This is a genomic window from Sphingomonas sp. FG14 (assembly GCF_057809675.1).
In genome coordinates this window covers 28,043-47,547 of the sequence record NZ_JBMDKK010000011.1, presented here as the reverse complement: position 1 = coordinate 47,547, position 19,505 = coordinate 28,043, and the positions used below count along the sequence as shown (strand labels likewise).

Below are 19,505 nucleotides of genomic sequence, written 5' to 3'. Positions count from 1 at the left end.
TATAACCATACCTATAGAAATCCGGACCCATGAGAATCGGGAGAGATGCGATGGTGTATGTCCTGGGCGGCTGGCAGAGCGACTTCGCGCGGAACTGGGATCGCCAGGGCATGGGCATCGGCGACGGCTTCGTCGACACGGTCCGCAACGGGCTGGAGGCGACCGGCCTCGACGCCGCCGAGATCGAGAGCGGCCATGTCGGCAATTTCGTCGGCGACCTGTTCGCCCGCCAGGGTCTGCTCGGCGGCTTCTTCGCTTATGTCGATCCGGCGCTCGACGGGTTGCCGACCGCGCGGCACGAGGCCGCCTGCGCATCCGGCAGCGTCGCGGTGCTGGCGGCGGCGGCGGAGATCGAGGCGGGCCGCTACGACCTCGCCTGCGTCGTCGGCATCGAACTGATGCGCAACGTATCGGGCCAGACAGCGGCCGAGCACCTCGCCGCCGCCGCCTATACCGGCCGCGAATTCGCCGACGCCGCGTTCGTCTGGCCGCGCGCCTTTTCCGATCTCGCCGAGGAATATGACCAGCGCTGGGGCCTGAAATACGAGCATCTGGCGCGCATCGCGGAGGTGAATTTCGGCAATGCCCGCCGCAATCCCAATGCGCAGACGCGCGGCTGGCAATTCGGGCCGGACAGCTTCACAGAGAACGATGAGGCGAACCCCGTGGTCGAGGGCCGCACGCGCAAGAATGATTGCGGCCAGATCACCGACGGCGCGGCCGTGGTCTTCCTCGCCTCCCCCCGAAAGGCGGCCGAATATGCCGCGAAACATGGCGTGCCGATCGAAAGCCTGGCGCGGATCTCGGGCTGGGGCCACCGGTCCTCGCCGATCGGCTATCGCGACAAGCTGCGGATGGGCGAAGGCGCCAGCCACGTCTTCCCGCAGGTGAAGCGCGCGATCGACGATGCGCGCGCGCGCGCCGGGATCGGCGGGGTGGAGGCGATCGACGCGGTCGAGACGCACGACTGTTTCGCGATGACCGAATATATGGCGATCGACCATCTCGGCCTGACCGCGCCGGGCGAGGCGTGGAAGGCGATCGAGGCCGGCGACATCGAGATGGGCGGCCGGCTGCCGATCAATCCCTCGGGCGGGCTGATCGGCCTGGGCCATCCCGTCGGCGCGACGGGCGTGCGCATGCTGCTCGACGCCAGCCGTCAGGTGACGGGACAGGCCGGCGACATGCAGGTTGAGGATGCCCGCCGCGTCCAGACGCTCAATATCGGCGGATCCACCACCACCACCGTCAGCTTCGTGGTCGAACGCGCGGCATGATGAACCGGCGCGCGATCATCGGCGCCGGGATCGGCGCGGCCGCGCTCGCGATCGGCGGCAACGCCCAGGCAGGAGAGAAACAGATGCAAGATACGCGCTTCCGACAGTTCCAGGCCGTGATCGATGCGTGGAAGCGCAAGGATGTGGAATTCGTCATCGGCCAGATGGCCGACGATATCGTCTGGCATTATGCCGCCGCGATCGCGCCGCCCGCGCGCGGCAAGGCGGAGGCGCGCGCCTTTATCGAGCGCTTCGGCAAGTCGATCGGCGAGGTGCGCTGGCGGATCTTCGCGCATGCCGAGGATGGCGACCGCCTGTTCGTCGAGGGGGTCGACGAATATGTCACCACCGACGGCAAGCAGGTCGCGGCGCCCTATGCCGGGGTGATCGAGTTTCGCGGCGACAAGATCACCGGGTGGCGCGACTATGTCGATCGCGCCACGATCGACGCGATGAAGGCGGGCGGCGCCTATCCGCCGCAGGTGACCGAACTGATCGGCCGCCCCGCCGCATGACGAGCGCAACGGAGGCGCCCTTCCGCGAGGCGGAGTTCATGGCGGTCGACCTCGATGTCGATCGCCGGCCCGACGGGACGATCGTGATCCGCAGCCGGGTGCCGCTGCGCGATCATGATCCCAACATGCCACGCGCCTTCGCGGCGCGCGCGGCCGAACGCGGCGACGCCCCGGCGATCGGCTGGCGCGATGCCGGGGGCGCATGGGCCTATCGCAGCTATGCCGAGCTGAAGCGCGATATCGACGGCGCCACCCAATGGATGCTCGACACGCTGCCGCGCGGATCGGCGATGCTGGTGATGGCGGAGAACAGCCTGCCCGTCGCGGTGCTCAGCTTCGCCGCCTTCGCCGCGGGCGTGGTGCTGGTGCCCGTCAGCATGGCCTATGGGCTGGTCGGCGGCGATCATGGCCGGTTGCGCCACGTCGTCGGCAAGACGCGGCCCGGGGCGGTCTATGCCGACCCCCACCCCGCGATCGCGACGGCGGTCAACGCGGTGTTCGACGCCGACGCCGTCGTGATCTCGACCGATCCGCACGCGTTCGGGCGTGGCACCGCCTATGACGCGGTTGTCGCCACCGAACCCGGCGATGCCGTCGCCCGGGCGATCGCCGCGATCGATCCCGACGCACCCGCGATCCATATGCTCACCTCGGGCTCGACCGGCCTGCCCAAGGTGGTGCCGCAATCGATGCGCGCGCTCGCCGCCTGCGGCGCACAGGGTCTCGACATGATCGGCAAGGCGGCGGGCTGGGATCAGGTCATGCTCGACTGGCTGCCCTGGCACCATGCCGCCGGCGCATCGGTGCTGCGGACCTGCCTGCTCGAAGGCGGCACGCTGCATATCGACGCGGGCAAGCCGGCGCCGGGCCTGTTCGAGACCTCGATCGCCAATCTGCGCGACGTCTCGATCGCCTATTTCAACAATGTCCCCGCCGGCTATGCGATGCTGGTGGAGGCGCTGGAGGGCGACGCGGCGCTGCGCGCCAGCTTCTTCCGCAAGCTGCGGCTGATGCTCTATGGCGGCGCCGGCCTGCCCCAGCATGTCTATGACCGGCTGCAGGCGCTGGCGGTGCGCGAAACCGGGCACCGCATCCATATGACGACGGGCTATGGCATGACGGAGACGGTCTCCGGCTGCATGGCGATCCATTTCCCGACCACGCGCGTCGGCATCGGCCTGCCCGCACCCGGGCTCGAGCTGAAGCTGGTTCCCTATGACGGGCGATATGAGGTGCGGCTGCGCGGCCCCAATGTGATGAAGGGCTATCTCGACGAACCCGAGAAGAACGCGACGGTGTTCGACGAGGAAGGCTATTACCGCACCGGCGATGTCGCGACCTTCCACGATCCAGCGGACCCGGGCCAGGGCCTCGCCTTCGCCGGCCGGCTGGCCGAGGAGTTCAAGCTCGCCAACGGCACCTGGGTGCATGGCGGCGCGCTGCGCGAGCGGCTGCTGAAGGCGCTTGCCGGGCAGGTGACCGATCTCGTCCTCGCCGACGACGGCCGCCCCTATCTGGCGGTGATCGCATGGCCCCGGCCGGGCGCCACGCTCGATGCGATCGCGGCCGGCGTGGCGGAGGCCAATGAGGGGCAACATGGCGGATCGGCGACGGTGCGCCGCGTCGCGCTGTTCGACACGCCGCCCGATCCGCGCGCGCACGAGGTTTCGGACAAGGGCACGATCAACCGCCGCGCCGTGCTCGACCATCGCGCCGGGCTGGTCGAGCGCGTGTTCGCGGATGTGCCGGGCGACGACGTTCGGGTCGTCTGAGAATGACCGCACCGGCCCGCTCCCCCACCCGGCCGCCCAATCAGGATACACTTCCGTGGGCGGCCGGGTGGGGGAGCGGGCCGGTGCGGTGACCGGAAATTCGCCGACAGGCGAATTTCCAACCAACTCTGGGGGAACGACGATGCTGCTTTCGATACTGGTGACCAACGCGCTGATCCTGGCCGGCTGCTTCGCGCTGCTGTGGCTGATCTGCCTGCCGATGCGCGACGTGACGCCCGTCGACAGCTTCTGGGCCTGGGGCATGCTGGTGATGGCGGCGACCAGCTATGCCCAGGCCGGCGGCGACCCACAGCGAAAATTGCTGCTGCTCGGCCTGTGCGGGCTGTGGGCGGCGCGGCTGGGCAGCTACATGATCTGGCGCTGGCGCGATCATGGGCCGGACCGGCGTTACCAGGCGCTGCTGGGCAAGGCCGAATCCGCGAAGGGCTGGAGCTTCGCCAAGGCATCCGCGCTGCTGGTGTTCGCGACGCAGGCGCCGCTGCTGTTCGTCGTCTGCCTGCCCGTCCAGCTCGGCCAGGTCGATGCGCTGCCGGCGGTGGGCGTGCTCGGCTGGATCGGCGCGGGCGTGGCGCTTGCCGGCATCTTGTTCGAAACCGTGGGCGATGCGCAGCTCGTCCGCTTCAAGCGCGATCCCGCCAATGCCGGGCAAGTGATGAATCGCGGACTGTGGCGCTATACGCGCCATCCCAATTATTTCGGCGACGCGCTCACCTGGTGGGGGCTGTGGCTGATCGCGGCGGAAACGGGCACCGGCCTGTGGGCGCTCCCCGGACCGGTGCTGCTCACCTGGACGCTGATGAAATGGTCCGGCGCGCCGACGATCGAACGCCGCCTGGGCAAGACGCGCGAAGGCTATGCGGACTATGTGCGGCAAACCTCGGGCTTCGTGCCCTGGCCACCGAAGCGGGTTTGAAGTCTCAACAGCGCCACCGCCAACACATCCGTTCGGGCTGAGCCTGTCGAAGCCCTGTCCTTCTACTTCAATGTCGAAGAAGAGCAGGGCTTCGACAGGCTCAGCCCGAACGGCGTGAATGCCGATGCGAAGTGCGGCTATCCCGCCAGCCGTTCAACCGCCGCCGCATATTGCCGCTCAATCTCGTCCACGATCGCGCCGACCGGTTCGATGCCCCGAACCGCGCCGACGCCCTGCCCGGCCGCCCAGAGATCCTTCCACTTCTTGTGCGCGTCGCCGCCATAATCGCGCGTCGCCGTTCCGCCCAGCGTGGCGGGATCGTAACCGCAGGCGACAAGCGAGGGGATCAGCCAGGATGCCGGGGTGCCGGTGATCGCGGCGCTGACGATCAGGTGCTCCAGCCCGCTCGCCACCACCATATCCTTGTAACCGGCAACCGCCATGCTTTCCTCGGCCGCCAGGAAGCGCGTGCCCATATAGACGAGGTCCGCGCCCGCCGCGATGGCGCCCGCCACGCCCGCGCCATCGGCGATGCCGCCGCCGACGCAGATCAGCCCGCCGAATTCCGCGCGCAACGCGGAGATGAAGGCGAAGGGGGAGAGGAAGCCGGTATGCCCGCCCGCCCCCGCCGAAACGCAGACCAGCCCGTCGGCCCCCGCCGCCGCCGCCTTGCGCGCGAGCGGCACGTTGATGACGTCGGCCAGCACCCTGCCGCCATAGCCATGCACCGCCTCGATCGCGGGCGCGGGGCTGCCCAGCGCGGTGATCACGATCGGCGGCTTGTGCTTCGCCACCAGCGCCAGATCGTCGGCAAGCCGCGCATTGCTCGAATGGGTGACGAGGTTCGCCGCCCACAGGCCCGGCGCATCCGCCGTTTCCGCCGCGATCCGCGCCATCCAGCCGTCCAGCTCCTCCGCCGTGCGGCAATTGGGCGTGGGAAAGGCCCCAACGATGCCGGCGCGCGCGGCGGCGATCACCATGTCCAGCCCGGACACCAGGAACATCGGCGCGGCCACCACCGGCAGGCGCAATTTCTCGATCATCCGATCCGCTCCACGATCATGGCGACGCCGACGCCCTGCGCGCCCGTCGCGACCACCAGCCCCAATGTTCCGTCCGCCGCGTCGAGCGCGTCAAGCAATGTCGACAGCAGGATCGCGCCCGTGGCCCCCATCGGATGCCCCTTGGCGATATGGCCGCCGCCGACATTGACGCGGGCGGGGTCTGGCGCGCGATCGCGCATGAACTTGGCGATGGTGACGCCGAACGCCTCCATGAACTCGATCCGGTCGAGCTGCGCCAGCGTCAGCCCCGCGCGATCGAGCGCGATGTCCATCGCGGCGAAACCGGCGGTCAGCGAGTCGCGCGGATCGCCACCCGATTCCGCGATCGCCAGGATGCGCGCCCGCGCGCCCTGTTTCGGGCCGAGCAGCGCCAGCCCGGCGCCGTCGGCCATGGGCGGCGCGTGGCCGACGCTGTGGCGATGGTCGACCGGCGCGTCGCCGATCACGCCGCGATACTGATCGGCCAGCACCGCGAAGGCGGGCGGCAGCGCCGCGAGCCGCGCGGCGTCGGTCGGGCGCACCGCCTCGTCACGATCCAGCCCGGCGACGGCGATGCGCGAGGCGAGCAGTTCCGGCCGGCCCTCCGCCGCCACGGCGCGCGCCTGCGATGCGAGCGCGACGGCGTCGAGCGCGGCACGGTCGATGCCTTCCTTTTCCGCCAGCAGATCGGCGGCGAGCGCGACGGGGATATAGCGCCTGGACGGATCCATGTCGGTGGCGGTGTAATAATCCGCCTCGTCCGCCATGAAGGTGACGCGCGACAGCATCTCCACCCCGCCGCCCAGCGCCCATTGCGTCTGGCCCGCCGCGACCGCAGCGGCCGACAGGCCGATCGCGCTGAGGCCCGATGCGCAGAAATTGTTGATCGTGTGGACGGGCATCGCGTCGGGCAATCCCGCCTTAAGCTTCGCCACCATCGCGACATGGCCGCCCTGCGCACCGATCTGGCCGACACAGCCCAGGGTCAGCCGTCCCGCGCGCCCGCGCGGATCATGGCCGCGCGCCTCCAGCGCGTCGACGAGATGCGCGACCAGGGATTGCGGCGTCTCGCCCGCCAGCCCGCCATCGCCGCGCGCCTTGCCGCGCGGCGTGCGCAGCGCGTCATGGATATAGACGGCGCTCATGCCGCCGCCCGCCAGGCCGTGGGTGGCGTGAACGCGAACAGGCCGGGGGGCGCCGCGACCACATCGGGAATCGCGTTGATCGCCACCGCCATCGTCGCGTCGGTCAGCGCGCGCGAGGGCGGCGCCGCCGGATCGGCCTCGAATATGTCGAGCCTCATGCGGATATTGGGGCGCCCCTCGATCCGGATATCCCAATGGCCGTTGGTGTTGGCGTGGAGCGAGGGGTCGGCGGTCCACAGGATCGACAGCGTGAAATCCGCGCCATTGGCAAGATGCGCGGTCCAGCGCCACTCGGTCGCCGCCACCGTGCCCGCGGGGATCACCCCCGCCTGCACCGCGATATCGCGCGGCGCCAGCGTCAGCCGGTGATCGGGCGAGATCGACGCGATCACCGTCTTCATGCTGTGCGCCGCGAAATGCAGCACTTCGGAAAACAGCGTCGAATAGAGCGCGGCGAGCGGCCCCTTGCGGATATCGCGCGTCGCCGGATCGCTGCCCAGCCCCATCAGGTCGAACACGAAGGCGGGACTGGCCATCGCGGAGGCGTCGACGGTTTCGGAAACGGTGAGCGAATCGAGATCGACGCACATCGCGGTCGCCGCCAGCGCCAGCCGCTCGACGATCATGCCGGGATTCACCCCGACGCCCGCCAGCGTCGCGCCCCCCGCGATCGCGGCGTCGCGCAGCCTGTCGGCATATTCGGCGCCCTGTGCCGAGGGCCAATGGAAGCCCGCCGTCGAGATCACATTCTTGCCCGATCGCAGCAGCGCCTCCACATCGGGCACCAGCGCGTCATAGGGCAGGGTGATGCGCGGCGCGTGGATCACGACGTCCGCCGCCGTCGCCAATATGGCGTCGCGATCATTGGTGGCGATGATGCCGACGGGCGGCCGCCGCGCGATCTCGCCAGCGTCGCGCCCGGCCTTGTCGGCGGAATAGACATGGACGCCGGCCAGTTCGAGGGCGGGATGATCGATGATCCGGCGCAGCGAGGTACGGCCCATCGAGCCCGTCGCCCATTGGATGACTCGGATCGGAATCGCTGCTCTCCCCCCAGAAATTTCGTTCGTCATGGCCGCAGCGCGGCGTCATGCTGCGATCGTAGATCACTTGCCCGGCGATGTCAGTATCTTTATGAAAGTTTGAAAGCACAAGAGGGAGAGAGCGATGTTCCTGACGCCGGCCGAGCGCACCGCCGACCATGTTTCGCGCGGATGGTGGGACGGCGCCTGCGTGGATTCGCTGTTTCAGCGGGCCGCCACGGCAGGCGGCGCGGCGGAGGCGATCGTCGACCCGCTGAACCGCGAAGCGCTGGACGGGCGCCCCCCCGAACGCCTGACGTGGCTTGCACTGCAGGACCATGTCGAACGGACATGCGCCGCGCTGATCGCGCGCGGGCTGGCGAAGGACGACCGCATCTGCGTGCAGCTTCCCAACACGATCGATGCGGTCACCATCTTCCTGGCGGCGGCGCGGCTGGGGCTGATCGTCAGCCCCGTCGTGATGCAATATCGCGCGCACGAATTGTCGCACATCGTCGAACAGGCCGAACCGCGCGCCTTCATCACCATTCCCGGCTTTCACGGCCACGACCATGCCGCGATGGCGGCGGCGCTCGCCCAGGGGCGGCCGGGCATGGAGGTGCTGGTGTTCGGCCCGACCGCGCATGGCGTGGACCTGCGCGCCGCGATCGACGACGCCGATCCCGCGACGGTGGCGCCCTGGCTGGCCGGCAATCCGGTCGACGCGGGCGAGGTGCTGACGATCTGCTGGACGTCGGGCACGGAGGCGCGGCCAAAGGGCGTGCCGCGCGACCATAATCACTGGGTGCTCAACGCCCATATACTGGTCTGGGCGTGCGAGATGGTGCCGGGGGACGTGCTGCTGAACCCCTTCCCGCTGGTCAACATCGCCTCGATCGGCGGGCTGGTGATGCCCTGGCTGGAGATTGGCGGGAAGCTGGTGCTCCATCATCCGTTCGACCTGGGCGTGTTCCTGAAGCAGATCGCGGCCGAGCGCGTCACCTATACCATCGCGCCGCCCGCCGTGCTCACGGCGCTGCTGAAGCAGCCCGCGATCATGGGCGATACCGACATCTCGTCGCTGCGCGCGATCGGATCGGGCTCCGCGCCGCTCACCCCCTGGCTGATCGAGGGCTGGGCGGACGGCTATGGCATAGAGATCTGCAACATCTTCGGATCGAACGAGGGCATGTCGCTGATCTCCAGCCCTGCCGACGTGCCCGACCGGGCGGAACGCGCGCATTTCTTCCCGCGCTTCGGCGCGGCCGGCGTCACCTGGGACAGCCCCGTCGCGCGCGTGATGCGCACCCGGCTGATCGATGAAGCCAGCGGCGAGGAAATCACCACGCCCGGCCAGCCCGGCGAGATGCAGATCAGCGGCGGCACCACCTTCGCCCAATATTGGCGCTCGCCGGCGCTCACCCGGGCCGCGTTCGACGGCGAGTGGTTCCGCACCGGCGACCTGTTCGAGATCGCGGGGGACGGGCCGCTCGAACGCTTCTACCGCTTTGTCGGCCGATCGAAGGAGATCATCGTGCGTGGCGGCGTCAACATCTCGCCCGCCGAGATCGACGAGTTGCTCGTCGGCATTCCCGGCGTGCGCGAGGCGGCGAGCGTCGGCGTGCCCGACGCCGATCTGGGCGAGCGCGTCGCGGTGGCGGTGGTCGTCGAAGACGGTGCCGAGCCGCCCAGCGTCCGCGAACTCGGCGAGCGGCTGGCGGCGGCGGGCGTCGCGGTGTTCAAGCGCCCGGAACGCGTGGTCGCGGTTCCCGCCCTGCCGCGCAACGCGATGAACAAGGTGATGCGCGCCGATCTGCGCGCGCTGGTGCTGGCGGCGGAGGCCTGATCCCCCAACACCGTTCGGGCTGAGCCTGTCGAAGCCTTGTCCTTCTGTTTCGATGCCAAGGAAAGGCAGGGCTTTGACAGGCTCAGCCCGAGCGGGGTGAGTGCCGGCGCGCTATCCTGATGCCGGGCGCGATGGAATGGCGTGAAGCACGACTCCGCCCCCCTCAGGCCGCCAGCGCTTCCCGCCGCTCGGCCTTCGCCGCCTCCAGATCCTTGCGCTCCACCCAATGCGCATGGGTGCCGCTGCAGATCTTGTGCGGCAGCGCGATGCGGCAGACCGGGCCATCCTCGAAGCGCTTGCAATCGATGATGACGCATTCCGACGTGCCCCTGTTCTCGTCGGTGACGAAGCTGATCAGATAGCCGTCATCTTCTTGCGTACTGCCGGTGCGCGGCGCGAAGGGCGCCTCGGATGCGTAGCGCCCGTCCTCCAGCGTCACCGTCCAGGATTCGCCGGTCACCAGGTCGTGCTTGACCAGCCCGTTGAATAGGAACCAGCCGGGCTTCGCCACCGCGCTATAGGCGTAGCGATAGGGCTGGCCCAGGAAGCGCTGGTTGATCATGCCGAATTCGAGGATGCGATCGTCCAGCCGCTCCTCGCGCGTCTCGCCGGTCTTCAGGTCGAAGCGCCAGCGGTGCAGCCGGGGCCGCATGCTCGACTGGTCGAGATAGGCCATCAGATGCCCATAGCCATCCTCGTTCGGGATCGGATCGGGCGTCGGATTCTCCTGGAAATAGCCGTCGACGATCACCTCGTCGCCGTCCTCATAGGCATTGTTCCAGTGGAGCACATAGGTCGGCTCCGCCTCGAACCAGCGGATATCGCCGTCGCCGTCGCGCGGCACCAGCGCGAATCGCGTCGGTACCCCTTCGTGCAGGCGCACGGCATGGATGTCGCGCTTGAGCAGTTCCGCATCCCAGAAGACCGGCATGTCGTTCAGGATCGCCCAGTTCTTCGTGAAGATCATGTCGTGCGGCAGCCGCGGCCCCGGCGTCGGCACGGGCACATAGCTGGTCAGCCGGCCGCTCGCGTCGACGGTGCCGTAATGCATGTACGGCGCGTGCGTCGAATAGTTGAAGAACAGCAGTTCGCCCGTCAGCGGATCGAGCTTGGGATGCGCGGAGATGCCGTCGATCGGCACCCAGGGCGCGACCCCCTCGGTCTCCAGCGTCTCGGGATCGAGCACATAGGCCTCGCCGCACTGGTAGAAGGTCGCGATCGCCTTGCCGCCATGCACGATCACATCGGTGCTCGCGCTGTCCTTCAACCGGCCATGCGCGCCATATCCCGGCCGTTCCGAAACGCCCGGCCCGTCCATCAGCCCGCCCCAGAGCGAGCGCCCCGCCTCCTGCTCGGCGTGGAAGCAGCGTGTGCGGATGAAACGGTTGCGATAGCTCGCCTTGCCGTCGCGGATGTCGATCTGGTGGATCATCCCGTCACCGTCGAACGGGTGATGGCGCCCGGCCGGCTGGTGGATCTGATTCTCGGTGTTGCGCAGATAGATGCCGTCGAGATCGTGCGGAATCTCCCCCTCGATCACGTCGAGGTCGATCGCGTTCACCTCCTCCATCTGCGGCGTCCACGCGCCGTTCAAATAGGGGTGGTTGCTCGGCTGGAGCGACGATCGAATGGGCGGCAGACGCTCTACCTTCATGCTGCACCTTTGCTGCGTGTCATTCAGTTGCAATACGCGCATCGGTCTGGTTACGCAAGTTTGTCGACCCATGGGGCTTGACCTGCGCGCTGCAACCCGACAGCATCGCTTTCATAGTCATACCAATAGGAGAAGAGCATGCGTTTCGGGATGCTGGCAGCGGCGCTGATGGCCGTGATTTCGGCCCCCGCCTTCGCAGGCGATTCGCCGCAACAGGAGAAGAGCATGGCGAAGGATCCGAAGATCGCGGTGGTCGAACGGCAGATCGAGGCCTGGAACACCAAGGACTGGGCGGGCGCGGGCGCGATGTTCGCCGACGATGCCGTGCTCCATTCGATGATGATCGCGCCGATCAACGGGCAAAAGGCGATCGCGGAACGCATCGCGCAACTGGGCGCGGGCACCGAATCGATCAAGCTGGACGTGCGCAATATCGGCCGCGTCGGCGATGTCGTGTTCGTCGAGCGGGTCGACCGCTTCGTCTATAACGGCCATGCGGGCGCCGTCCCCGTCGTCGGCGTGCTCGAGGTCGAAGGCGACAAGATCAAGGCCTGGCGCGAATATTACGACCGGGCGATGCTGGTCCGCGAAATGGGCCTGAGCGAGGATTTCCACAAATCCGAGGATAAATAGGATGGCCGCGGACGGGCGGCGCGACGCACCGCCCGACCCCGCCTATCCACGTCCGGTCCTCGCCTGGGGAATCGTGGCGGCGCTGTTCGTCGCCTATATCTTCTCGTTCATCGACCGGATGATCATCGGGCTGCTGGTGGAACCCATCAAGGCCGATCTCGGCCTCAGCGACACGCAGATCAGCTTGTTGCAGGGCATGGCGTTCGCGCTGTTCTTCACGATCGCCGGCCTGCCGATCGGGCGGCTGATCGACCGCGCTCCGCGGATGAAGGTGGTCGCGGCGGGCATCGCGCTGTGGAGCCTGATGACCGCTTTGTGCGGCACGGTGACCAGCTATTGGCAGTTCTTCGTCGCACGCATGGGCGTGGGCGTGGGCGAGGCGGTGCTGTCGCCCGCCGCGTATTCGATCATTTCGGACAGTTTTCCGCGCCGTCGCCTGGGGCTGGCGATGGGTGTCTACGGCCTGGGCTCGGCGATCGGCGCCGGGCTCGCCTTCATGATCGGCGCGGTGGTGATCACGCTGGTCGCGCGCGCCGGGGACGTGGCGGTGCCGCTGATCGGCACGCTCAAACCCTGGCAATTCGCCTTTGTCTGCGCGGGGCTGCCGGGCGTGCTGGTGGCGCTGATCTTCCTGCTGCTGCCCGAACCGCCGCGCGGGGACGATGCCGGCGGCGCATCCGCCGCCCCGCCGCCGATCCGCGAGGTGGTCGATCATGTCGGCCGCAATGGCGGGCTGTTCTGGTCGATCTTCATCGGCGTGAGCGCGGTCAATTTCTCGGTGCTCGGATCGGTTTCCTGGCTGCCGGCGATGCTGATGCGCGCATTCGGCATGGAGATGCACGACGCGGGCTATCTGGCGGGCGGGCTGCTGATCCTGGGCGGGCTGATCGGCATGATCGGCGGCGGCCTGCTGATGGATCGTTATGGCGGCGGGGCGCCGGGCGCACGCATGCGCTTCTGCGCCTGGGCGACGGCGGCGGGCACGCTGGGCGCCGCCGCCTTCCCGCTCGTGCCGTCGATCGGCGGCTTCGCGATCGCCTTCGTGCTGTTCTTCTCCGCCGCCGCGGTCACGGTGGGCGCGGCCCCCTCCACCTTGCAGCAGCTCACCCCGAACCGGATGCGCGCGACGGTTTCGGCCGCTTATGTCTTCGTCATCAACCTGGTCGGGCTCGGGCTGGGGCCGACCGCGACGGCGCTGCTGGGCGACACGCTGTTCCCGTTCGAATCGGGCATCCGCTACGCCATCGCGATCGTCGCGCCGCTCGGTTACCTGATCGCCGCGCTGTTCTTCTGGCGCGCCGCGCGGCTGGCATCGCACGCGGGGCACTCGACCCAGGCGGCATCGGGCCTATATGCTTGAATCGTGATGCATGGCGACAATCTCATCCGGACCTGTTCCATCTGGCGCGCGCTCGAAGTGGTGGGCGACACCCCGACATTGCTGATCCTGGAGGCGGGATGGCTCGGCGCGCGGCGTTTCGACGTGCTGCGCCGGCGCACCGGCCTGCTCAAGGCATTGCTCAGCGACCGGCTGAAACGGCTGGTCGAATCGGGCATGCTGGAAAAGCGGCTCTACGAAACCAGCCCGCCGCGCCATGAATATGTGCTCACCCGCAAGGGGCGCGACGTCTACTGGACCTCGCTGATGCTGCTGCGCTGGGAACAGCGCTGGGCGGACCGCGCCGGCAAGATCGGCGTGATCCTGACGCACAAGCCCTGCGGCAAGACCTTCGAGCCCACCCCCGCCTGCGGGGCGTGCAACGAGACAATCGACGCCACCGTGGTCGACTGGAAACCCGGCCCCGGCGTCGGCCTGATGGCGCCGCTCTACAGTCGGCGGCGGCAGCAGCGCGACAGTTCGGAAGACGCGACCTCGCTGTTCGACGAAGCGGCGCGGATCATGGGCGATCGCTGGGCCAGCCTGATCATGCGGTCGATCTTCACCGGCATCAATCGCTTCGACGATATCCGCCGCGACACCGCGATCGCGACCAACATCCTGTCCGAACGGCTCGCCTGGCTCACCTCGATCGGCGCGATCCGCCAGGTCCAGTACGCCACCAGCCCGCCGCGCTACGAATATAAGCTGCGGCGCAAGGGCGTGGATTATTATCCCGCGCTGCTGATGCTGATGAAGTGGGGCGACACCTATTATTGCTCGCCCGAAGGGCCGCCGCTGCTGCTGACGCACAAGGCGTGCGGGCAGCCGCTCGATCCACAGGTGATCTGTTCGGAATGCCGCAAGCCGATCCGCCCGGACGAGGTGGAATTCGAGATCGTCGAAGGCGACGAACGCGACGCCGCCTGACACGATTCTTACTTTCATTATCATACCTACATCGCTAGCATCCCGTTAGGGAGAGCGATGCGATGGACGACGACATCGGACGGGTTGTGATCGTGACGGGCGCCGGCAAGGGGCTCGGCGCCGCCTTCGCGCGGGCCTGGGGCCGACAGGGTGCGCGCGTGATCGTGAACAATCGCGCGCGCGCCGGCGAGCCGAGCTCGGCCGAAGCCGTGGCGGCGGAGATTCGCGCCGCCGGGGGTGACGCCGTCGCCGATACGCATGCGGTCGATGCGCCCGGCGCGGCGGACGCGATCCTGCGCACCGCGATCGATGCCTATGGCCGGGTCGACGCCGTCATCCTCAATGCCGGGATCACCGGCCCCGCCGCCAAGCTGGGCGCGATGGCGGAAACCGATCTTCGCGCGGTGATGGAAATCAATTTCTTCGCGACGGCCGCGATGGCGCAGGCGGCGCTGCCGCATCTGGAAGCGAGCCCGGCCGGGCGGCTGCTGTTCGTCTCCTCCGCCGCCGGGCTGCACGGCGTACGCGGGCGATCGCCCTATGCCGCGTCCAAGGGCGCGGTGAACGCCTTCGCGCTCACCATCGCGGACGAGATGCGGCGCAGCACCGTCCGCACCAACGTGATCTGCCCCTATGCCGCCACCGCGATGACGGTGGCCGATGGCGAGCCGAGCGATCCGCTGATGGCGCCCGCCAATGCCGCCGCCATGGCGCTCCACCTGACGAGCGCCGCGTGCGACCTCAACGGCCAGATCATGATGGCGGGCGGCCGGCGCTTCCGCCGCGCCCGCGTGATGGAGGCGCCGGGCGCGAGCGCGCCCGATACCGACCCCGCCTGGATCGCCGCCAACATCGCCACGATCGGCGACATGGCCGATGCGCGCGAATTCGTCGGCGCGGAAGCCGCCTTCGCCGATCTTTACGCCGACGCCCGGCGCGACAGTCCAAAAGGGAGAGCATGATGCGTTTGACGGTGGAGCAACTGCTCGATCGGCAGGAGATAGAGGATGTGCTGATCAGCTATGCGCGCGGCGCCGATCGCGGCGACGCCGACCTGATCGCCGCCGCCTATCATCCCGACGCGATCGAGGATCATGGCGGCGTCTTTGTCGGGCCTGCGAGCGATTATGTCGCGGTGATGCGCAAGATCCTGCCGACGGCGCCGCTGATGACGCATATCTGCACCAACATCACGATCGAGCTGGATGGCGATCACGCGCTCAGCGAATGCTATTTCCTCACCTTCTCGCGCCGGGAGGGGGGCGAGGACAGCTATGACAGCCTGACCATGGCGCGCTGCGTCGACCGGTTCGAGCGGCGCGACGGCGCGTGGCGGATCGCGCATCGCCGGCTCGCCTGGGAATGGAACCACGAGATGCCGGTGAACGAGACCTGGGGGCGCGGCATGATCATTCCGGACATGGCAAAGGCGGTGCGCGGCGCGAAGAAGCCGCACGACATCCTCTATGGCGAATGGGCCGTACGGCGCGAAGGAGCAGCGGCATGAAGATCGAGGGATGCACGGCGATCGTGACCGGGGGCAATCGCGGGATCGGCGAGGGCTTTGTCGAGGAACTGATCGAACAGGGCGCCCGTCGCGTCTATGTCGCCGCCCGCGCGCTGGCCGATGCGGAAGCGGCCTGCGCGAAGGATCCCGAACGGCTGGTGCCGATCGCGCTGGACGTGACGCAAGAGGATCAGGTCGCGGCTGCCGCCGCGCACTGCCAGGATGTCGATCTGGTGATCAACAATGCCGGCGCGTTCAACCGCGTGACCTTGATGGACGCGCCGGACCTGAGCGCCATGCGGCAGGAGATCGAGACCAATTATCTCGGCCTCGTCGCCATGTGCCGCGCCTTCGCGCCGATCTTGAAGGCGCATGGCGGCGGCGCGATCGTCAATGTGCTCTCCGCCGGCGGCATCATCGCGGTCCCCAGCATGGGCGGCTACAGCCCGTCCAAATTCGCGGCGCGCGCGGCGAGCGATTGCATCCGCGCCGAGCTGGAGCCGCAGGGAACGCATGTGGCCGCGCTGATCGTCGGATCGGTCGACACCCGCATGGCCAGCCACGTCACCTGGCAGGAGAAATCGACGCCGCGCGACATCGGCAAGGCCGGGCTGCTCGCGGTCAAACACCGGATCGACGAGCACGACACCGATCCCCATTCGGTTTCGGTGCGCGCGTTCCTCGCGCGCGATCCGCACACGATCAAGCGCTCGATGGTCAAGGCGCTGCACGACGGGAGGCGCTGAGATGCACGCGAACACGATCGAGACCCTGCTCGCCAAACAGGATATCCAGGATGTCATGGCGCGCTACGCCCGCGGCGTCGATCGCGCCGACGGGCCGCTGCTCCATAGCTGCTATTGGGACGACGCGATCGAGGAACATGGCAGCAGCTATTCCGGCCCCGCCCGCCCCTATGTCGACGGCGCGGTGCAGCGGCTGATGAAGACGGGCACGATCTGCCACTATGTCTGCAACATGCATGTCGAGCTCGACGGCGATACCGCCTGGGTGGAAAGCTACCTGCTCACCTTCGCGCGCTTCCCCAAGGGCGACGAACCCTGGGACACGCTGACCGGCGGCCGCATCGTCGACAAGTTCGTCCGCCGCGACGGCGAATGGCGCATCCTCCACCGCAAGATGGCGTTCGACTGGAACCACGACATGCCGTCGCGCGAAGGCTGGTGCCTGGGCCTGTTCAAGCCCGAGGATCCGCGCATGGTGATGGGCGAGAAGGGCGGCGGCGATCTGAGCTATACGCGGTTTTGATCCAAGGCTCGGAAGCCGCCCACACCGTTCGGACTGAGCCTGTCGAAGTCCAGTCCTTTCTTCGGCACTGTGGATGAGAAGGACAGGGCTTCGACAGGCTCAGCCCGAACGGAGGTTGATCGGAAAAACAAGAAGGGCGGCACCCCTGCGGTCGCCGCCCTTTCAGTTTGGCCGGGGAGGGCCTTAGAACTTGATCGACACTTCGGCGCCATACTGGCGCGGCGCGCCGAGACGGCTCACCTCGTCGCCGAAGAAAGCGATGATGTTGGTGCGATAGAGCGTGTTGGTGAGGTTGCGGCCCCACAGCGAGAAGGTCCAGTCGCCGCGATTGGGCGTGATCGAGACGCGCGCGCCGAGCTGGCCATAGGGCTTTTCCATCTGAAGATTGTCCGGCGCCCAATAGAGCTTGCCCTGGCGGCTATAGTTGATGTTGGCGCGCAAGCCGCGCTCCCAGCTTCCCAGGTCGGTCACGAAATCGGCGCCGACATTCCACTGATATTTGGGCGTGCGCTGGAGGAAATTGCCCGAATTGTCGTTGCCCAGCGAGTCGATGAAATTGATATATTTGGTGTCGAGCAGGGTCAGGCCGCCATTGAGCGTCAGCCCGTCGGTCACCGCCACCGTCGCTTCCAGCTCGACGCCCTTGATCTTCGCGTCGGCGGCGTTGTCGGTGATGTTGCACAGGCACGCCGCCGAGGTCTGGGTGACCTGCAGATTCTTGTAGCGCATCTTGAACGCGGCGATGTTGAGGCGGACGCGGCGGTCGAACAGGTCCAGCTTCGCGCCCGCTTCCCAGCTATCGACGGTTTCCGGATCGTAGCTCGATTGCGCCGCCACCGCGTTCGCCGGATCGTCCTCGAACCCGCCGCCCTTATAGCCGGTGGCGAAGGCCACGTAGAACAGCATGTTGCGGTTGGGCTTGAACTCGGCGGTCACCTGCGGCGTCATCTCGCTCCAGGTGTCGCGATAGGGCGTGGTGAAGCTCTGCCCTTCGCGGAACGTGCCCGCCAGCGGCGTCAGCGCGACGAGGTCGGTGGGATTGAACTTGTCGCCGCCTTCCACCGAGATGCCGGTGACGCGGCCCGATTTCTTGTCGTGCGAATAACGGATGCCGCCGACGATGTGGAACTTCTCGCTGAAGCGGTAACCGAGCTGGCCGAAGATCGCGTAGCTCTCGTTCGTCGCGCGATTGTCCCAATGGCTTTCGCCCGAAAGCGTGGTGAGCGCGGGCAGCGGCACTTCCGCCCAGAATTTGTCGAGCTTGCTCACCTTGTCGTGCTGATAATAGGCGCCGACGATATAATCGAAGCCGCTTTCCTCCACCTCGGGCGAAACCAGCCGGATCTCCTGCGTGAACTGGCGGATATTCTCGTCCTCGTTCACCGGGAAGGTGAACAATGTGGGTGAGATCACGCCATAGCCGTTGTCCGGGCCGATGCCGGTCTGGTCATAGACGTTGAACGCCTCGCCCTTGCGATAGCCGGTGATCGAGCTGACCGTGCCGAGCCCGCCCAGTTCCTTGTCGAGCCGGAGCGAAAGCCCCCATGCCTCGCGGTTGAGCTGCTGCGGCGTGTCCGCCGCATCGCCCTTGTAGCGCGGCCATTCGGGCAGGCTCTCGCGCACGCCGAGCGGCTTGCCCCGGATCGTGCCGATCGCCGCGCGCGCCGCGCTCCACGGGCCGGAGCCCGCCGCCGGCCCGTCGAGCGCGACGCTGTGGAAGCCGTTCGACTTGTCCTTGGTGTAATCGAACACCAGCCGCGCGGTGAAATCGCTGCCCTCCGGCGCCAGCTTCAACTGCCCGCGCATCTGGAAGCTGTCCGCATTGTCGAGATCGACATCATGCAGCAGATCGTGGTTGAAGCCGTCGCGGTTGCGATACTGGAACGAAAGCCGCGCGGTGAGCGGGCCGGAAATCGTGCCGGTGATGTGTCCGCGCGCCAGCTTCTCGTTGTAATTGCCGTAGGAGACCGCGATCGCCCCACCCGTCTCGGCCTCCGGCTGCGCGGTCAGGATGTTGATGGCGCCGCCGACGACGTTGCGGCCGAGCAGCACGCCCTGCGGCCCGCGCACCACTTCGACGCGGTCGATGTCGTACAGGTCGAAATTGAACAGGCCCGATCGCCCGACATAGACGTCGTCGACGAAGATGCCGATCGACTGGTCCGCCGACGGGCTGTCGAGCCGCGTGTTGGTGATGCCGCGGATGTTGAATTCCTGGTCGATCGGCGTGAGCGCGGTGAAGGACAGCGACGTCGCGGCGCCCGCCAGATCCTCAAAGCTGAGCACACGGGCCGCTTCGAGCGATTCGCCGCCGAACGCCGAGATGGCGGCGGCGGTATCCTGCACCGTCGCCTCGCGGCGCTGCGCGGTCACGACGATGTCGGCGAGTTGCGGGCCGGACGAGGTTTCCTCCGCCGGAGCCTGAGGCGCTGTCTGCGCCTGGGCGGGGGAACAGGTGGAGGCGAGCCCCAGGGCGATTGCGAGATACGAAACGCGCGCACGAATGCCGTTCATGGACTCCCTCCCTTTTTCGACGCCGATCGGGCCGCGCCCCTCGGTCGTTTCGCTGAGGAAGCTATG

At 67.8% G+C, this 19,505-nt stretch carries 17 protein-coding genes; 12 read left to right on the top strand and 5 right to left on the bottom strand.

Going from position 1 to position 19,505, the window contains the following annotated elements; genetic code table 11:
- The first annotated feature begins 50 nt into the window (after positions 1-50).
- The 4 genes from ACODTA_RS21945 to ACODTA_RS21930 all read left to right on the top strand — a co-directional run bounded on the left by ACODTA_RS21945 (position 51) and on the right by ACODTA_RS21930 (position 4,498).
- A complete protein-coding gene (locus tag ACODTA_RS21945) occupies positions 51-1,277 on the top strand; it encodes an acetyl-CoA acetyltransferase (protein WP_489068618.1) in 1,227 nt (408 codons plus the stop codon).
- On the top strand, positions 1,277-1,792 hold the full coding sequence (locus ACODTA_RS21940; protein ID WP_489068616.1) for a nuclear transport factor 2 family protein: 516 nt from the start codon (positions 1,277-1,279) through the stop codon (positions 1,790-1,792). The genes ACODTA_RS21945 and ACODTA_RS21940 overlap by 1 nt, the downstream gene beginning before the upstream one ends.
- A complete protein-coding gene (locus ACODTA_RS21935; protein WP_489068614.1) occupies positions 1,789-3,564 on the top strand; it encodes an AMP-binding protein in 1,776 nt (591 codons plus the stop codon). The genes ACODTA_RS21940 and ACODTA_RS21935 overlap by 4 nt, the downstream gene beginning before the upstream one ends.
- A 142-nt stretch (positions 3,565-3,706) precedes the next feature.
- Positions 3,707-4,498 carry a DUF1295 domain-containing protein gene (locus ACODTA_RS21930; protein ID WP_489068612.1) on the top strand — a complete coding sequence of 264 codons (792 nt, stop codon included), beginning with the start codon at positions 3,707-3,709 and terminating at the stop codon, positions 4,496-4,498.
- Positions 4,499-4,635: 137 nt separating this feature from the next.
- Here the strand turns inward: ACODTA_RS21930 and ACODTA_RS21925 are convergent, their stop codons facing one another.
- Genes ACODTA_RS21925 through ACODTA_RS21915 form a run of 3 tightly spaced genes read right to left on the bottom strand, consistent with a single transcriptional unit; the run spans position 4,636 to position 7,690 of the window.
- On the bottom strand, positions 4,636-5,541 hold the full coding sequence (locus tag ACODTA_RS21925; protein ID WP_489068610.1) for an NAD(P)H-dependent flavin oxidoreductase: 906 nt from the start codon (positions 5,539-5,541) through the stop codon (positions 4,636-4,638).
- A complete protein-coding gene (locus ACODTA_RS21920) occupies positions 5,538-6,686 on the bottom strand; it encodes a thiolase family protein (protein ID WP_489068608.1) in 1,149 nt (382 codons plus the stop codon). Before ACODTA_RS21920 ends, ACODTA_RS21925 begins: the two co-directional genes overlap by 4 nt.
- Positions 6,683-7,690 (bottom strand): NAD(P)H-dependent amine dehydrogenase family protein, encoded by a 1,008-nt coding sequence (locus tag ACODTA_RS21915; RefSeq protein ID WP_489068606.1) that lies wholly within the window; start codon positions 7,688-7,690, stop codon positions 6,683-6,685. Before ACODTA_RS21915 ends, ACODTA_RS21920 begins: the two co-directional genes overlap by 4 nt.
- Positions 7,691-7,853: 163 nt before the next feature.
- On the opposite strand from ACODTA_RS21915, the gene ACODTA_RS21910 reads away from it, so the two are divergent.
- Positions 7,854-9,554, top strand: coding sequence for a class I adenylate-forming enzyme family protein (locus ACODTA_RS21910; protein ID WP_489068604.1), 1,701 nt, complete (start codon positions 7,854-7,856; stop codon positions 9,552-9,554).
- Between the two features lie 163 nt (positions 9,555-9,717).
- On the opposite strand, the gene ACODTA_RS21905 is transcribed toward ACODTA_RS21910, so the two are convergent.
- Positions 9,718-11,208, bottom strand: coding sequence for a carotenoid oxygenase family protein (locus ACODTA_RS21905; protein ID WP_489068602.1), 1,491 nt, complete (start codon positions 11,206-11,208; stop codon positions 9,718-9,720).
- 138 nt (positions 11,209-11,346) lie between these two features.
- Here ACODTA_RS21905 and ACODTA_RS21900 point away from each other — a divergent pair, with 138 nt between their 5' ends.
- From ACODTA_RS21900 to ACODTA_RS21870, 7 genes are all read left to right on the top strand, one after another.
- The gene (locus tag ACODTA_RS21900; RefSeq protein WP_489068600.1) at positions 11,347-11,841 is read left to right on the top strand and encodes a nuclear transport factor 2 family protein; all 495 of its coding nucleotides are present in this window, start codon (positions 11,347-11,349) and stop codon (positions 11,839-11,841) included.
- Between the two features lies 1 nt (position 11,842).
- Entirely contained in the window at positions 11,843-13,201 is a 1,359-nt protein-coding gene (locus ACODTA_RS21895; RefSeq protein ID WP_489068598.1) for an MFS transporter, read from the top strand.
- A gap of 6 nt (positions 13,202-13,207) precedes the next feature.
- Entirely contained in the window at positions 13,208-14,149 is a 942-nt protein-coding gene (locus tag ACODTA_RS21890) for a winged helix-turn-helix transcriptional regulator (RefSeq protein ID WP_222989169.1), read from the top strand.
- A gap of 62 nt (positions 14,150-14,211) precedes the next feature.
- Positions 14,212-15,111 (top strand): SDR family NAD(P)-dependent oxidoreductase, encoded by a 900-nt coding sequence (locus ACODTA_RS21885; protein ID WP_489068596.1) that lies wholly within the window; start codon positions 14,212-14,214, stop codon positions 15,109-15,111.
- Positions 15,111-15,656, top strand: a complete 546-nt coding sequence (locus ACODTA_RS21880; RefSeq protein WP_489068594.1) for a nuclear transport factor 2 family protein — start codon at positions 15,111-15,113, stop codon at positions 15,654-15,656. Before ACODTA_RS21885 ends, ACODTA_RS21880 begins: the two co-directional genes overlap by 1 nt.
- A complete protein-coding gene (locus tag ACODTA_RS21875) occupies positions 15,653-16,402 on the top strand; it encodes an SDR family oxidoreductase (protein WP_489068592.1) in 750 nt (249 codons plus the stop codon). The genes ACODTA_RS21880 and ACODTA_RS21875 overlap by 4 nt, the downstream gene beginning before the upstream one ends.
- 1 nt (position 16,403) lies before the next feature.
- On the top strand, positions 16,404-16,925 hold the full coding sequence (locus ACODTA_RS21870; RefSeq protein ID WP_489068590.1) for a nuclear transport factor 2 family protein: 522 nt from the start codon (positions 16,404-16,406) through the stop codon (positions 16,923-16,925).
- A 183-nt stretch (positions 16,926-17,108) separates the two neighbouring features.
- On the opposite strand, the gene ACODTA_RS21865 is transcribed toward ACODTA_RS21870, so the two are convergent.
- Positions 17,109-19,439, bottom strand: coding sequence for a TonB-dependent receptor (locus ACODTA_RS21865; RefSeq protein WP_489068588.1), 2,331 nt, complete (start codon positions 19,437-19,439; stop codon positions 17,109-17,111).
- Between the last annotated feature and the right edge of the window lie 66 nt (positions 19,440-19,505).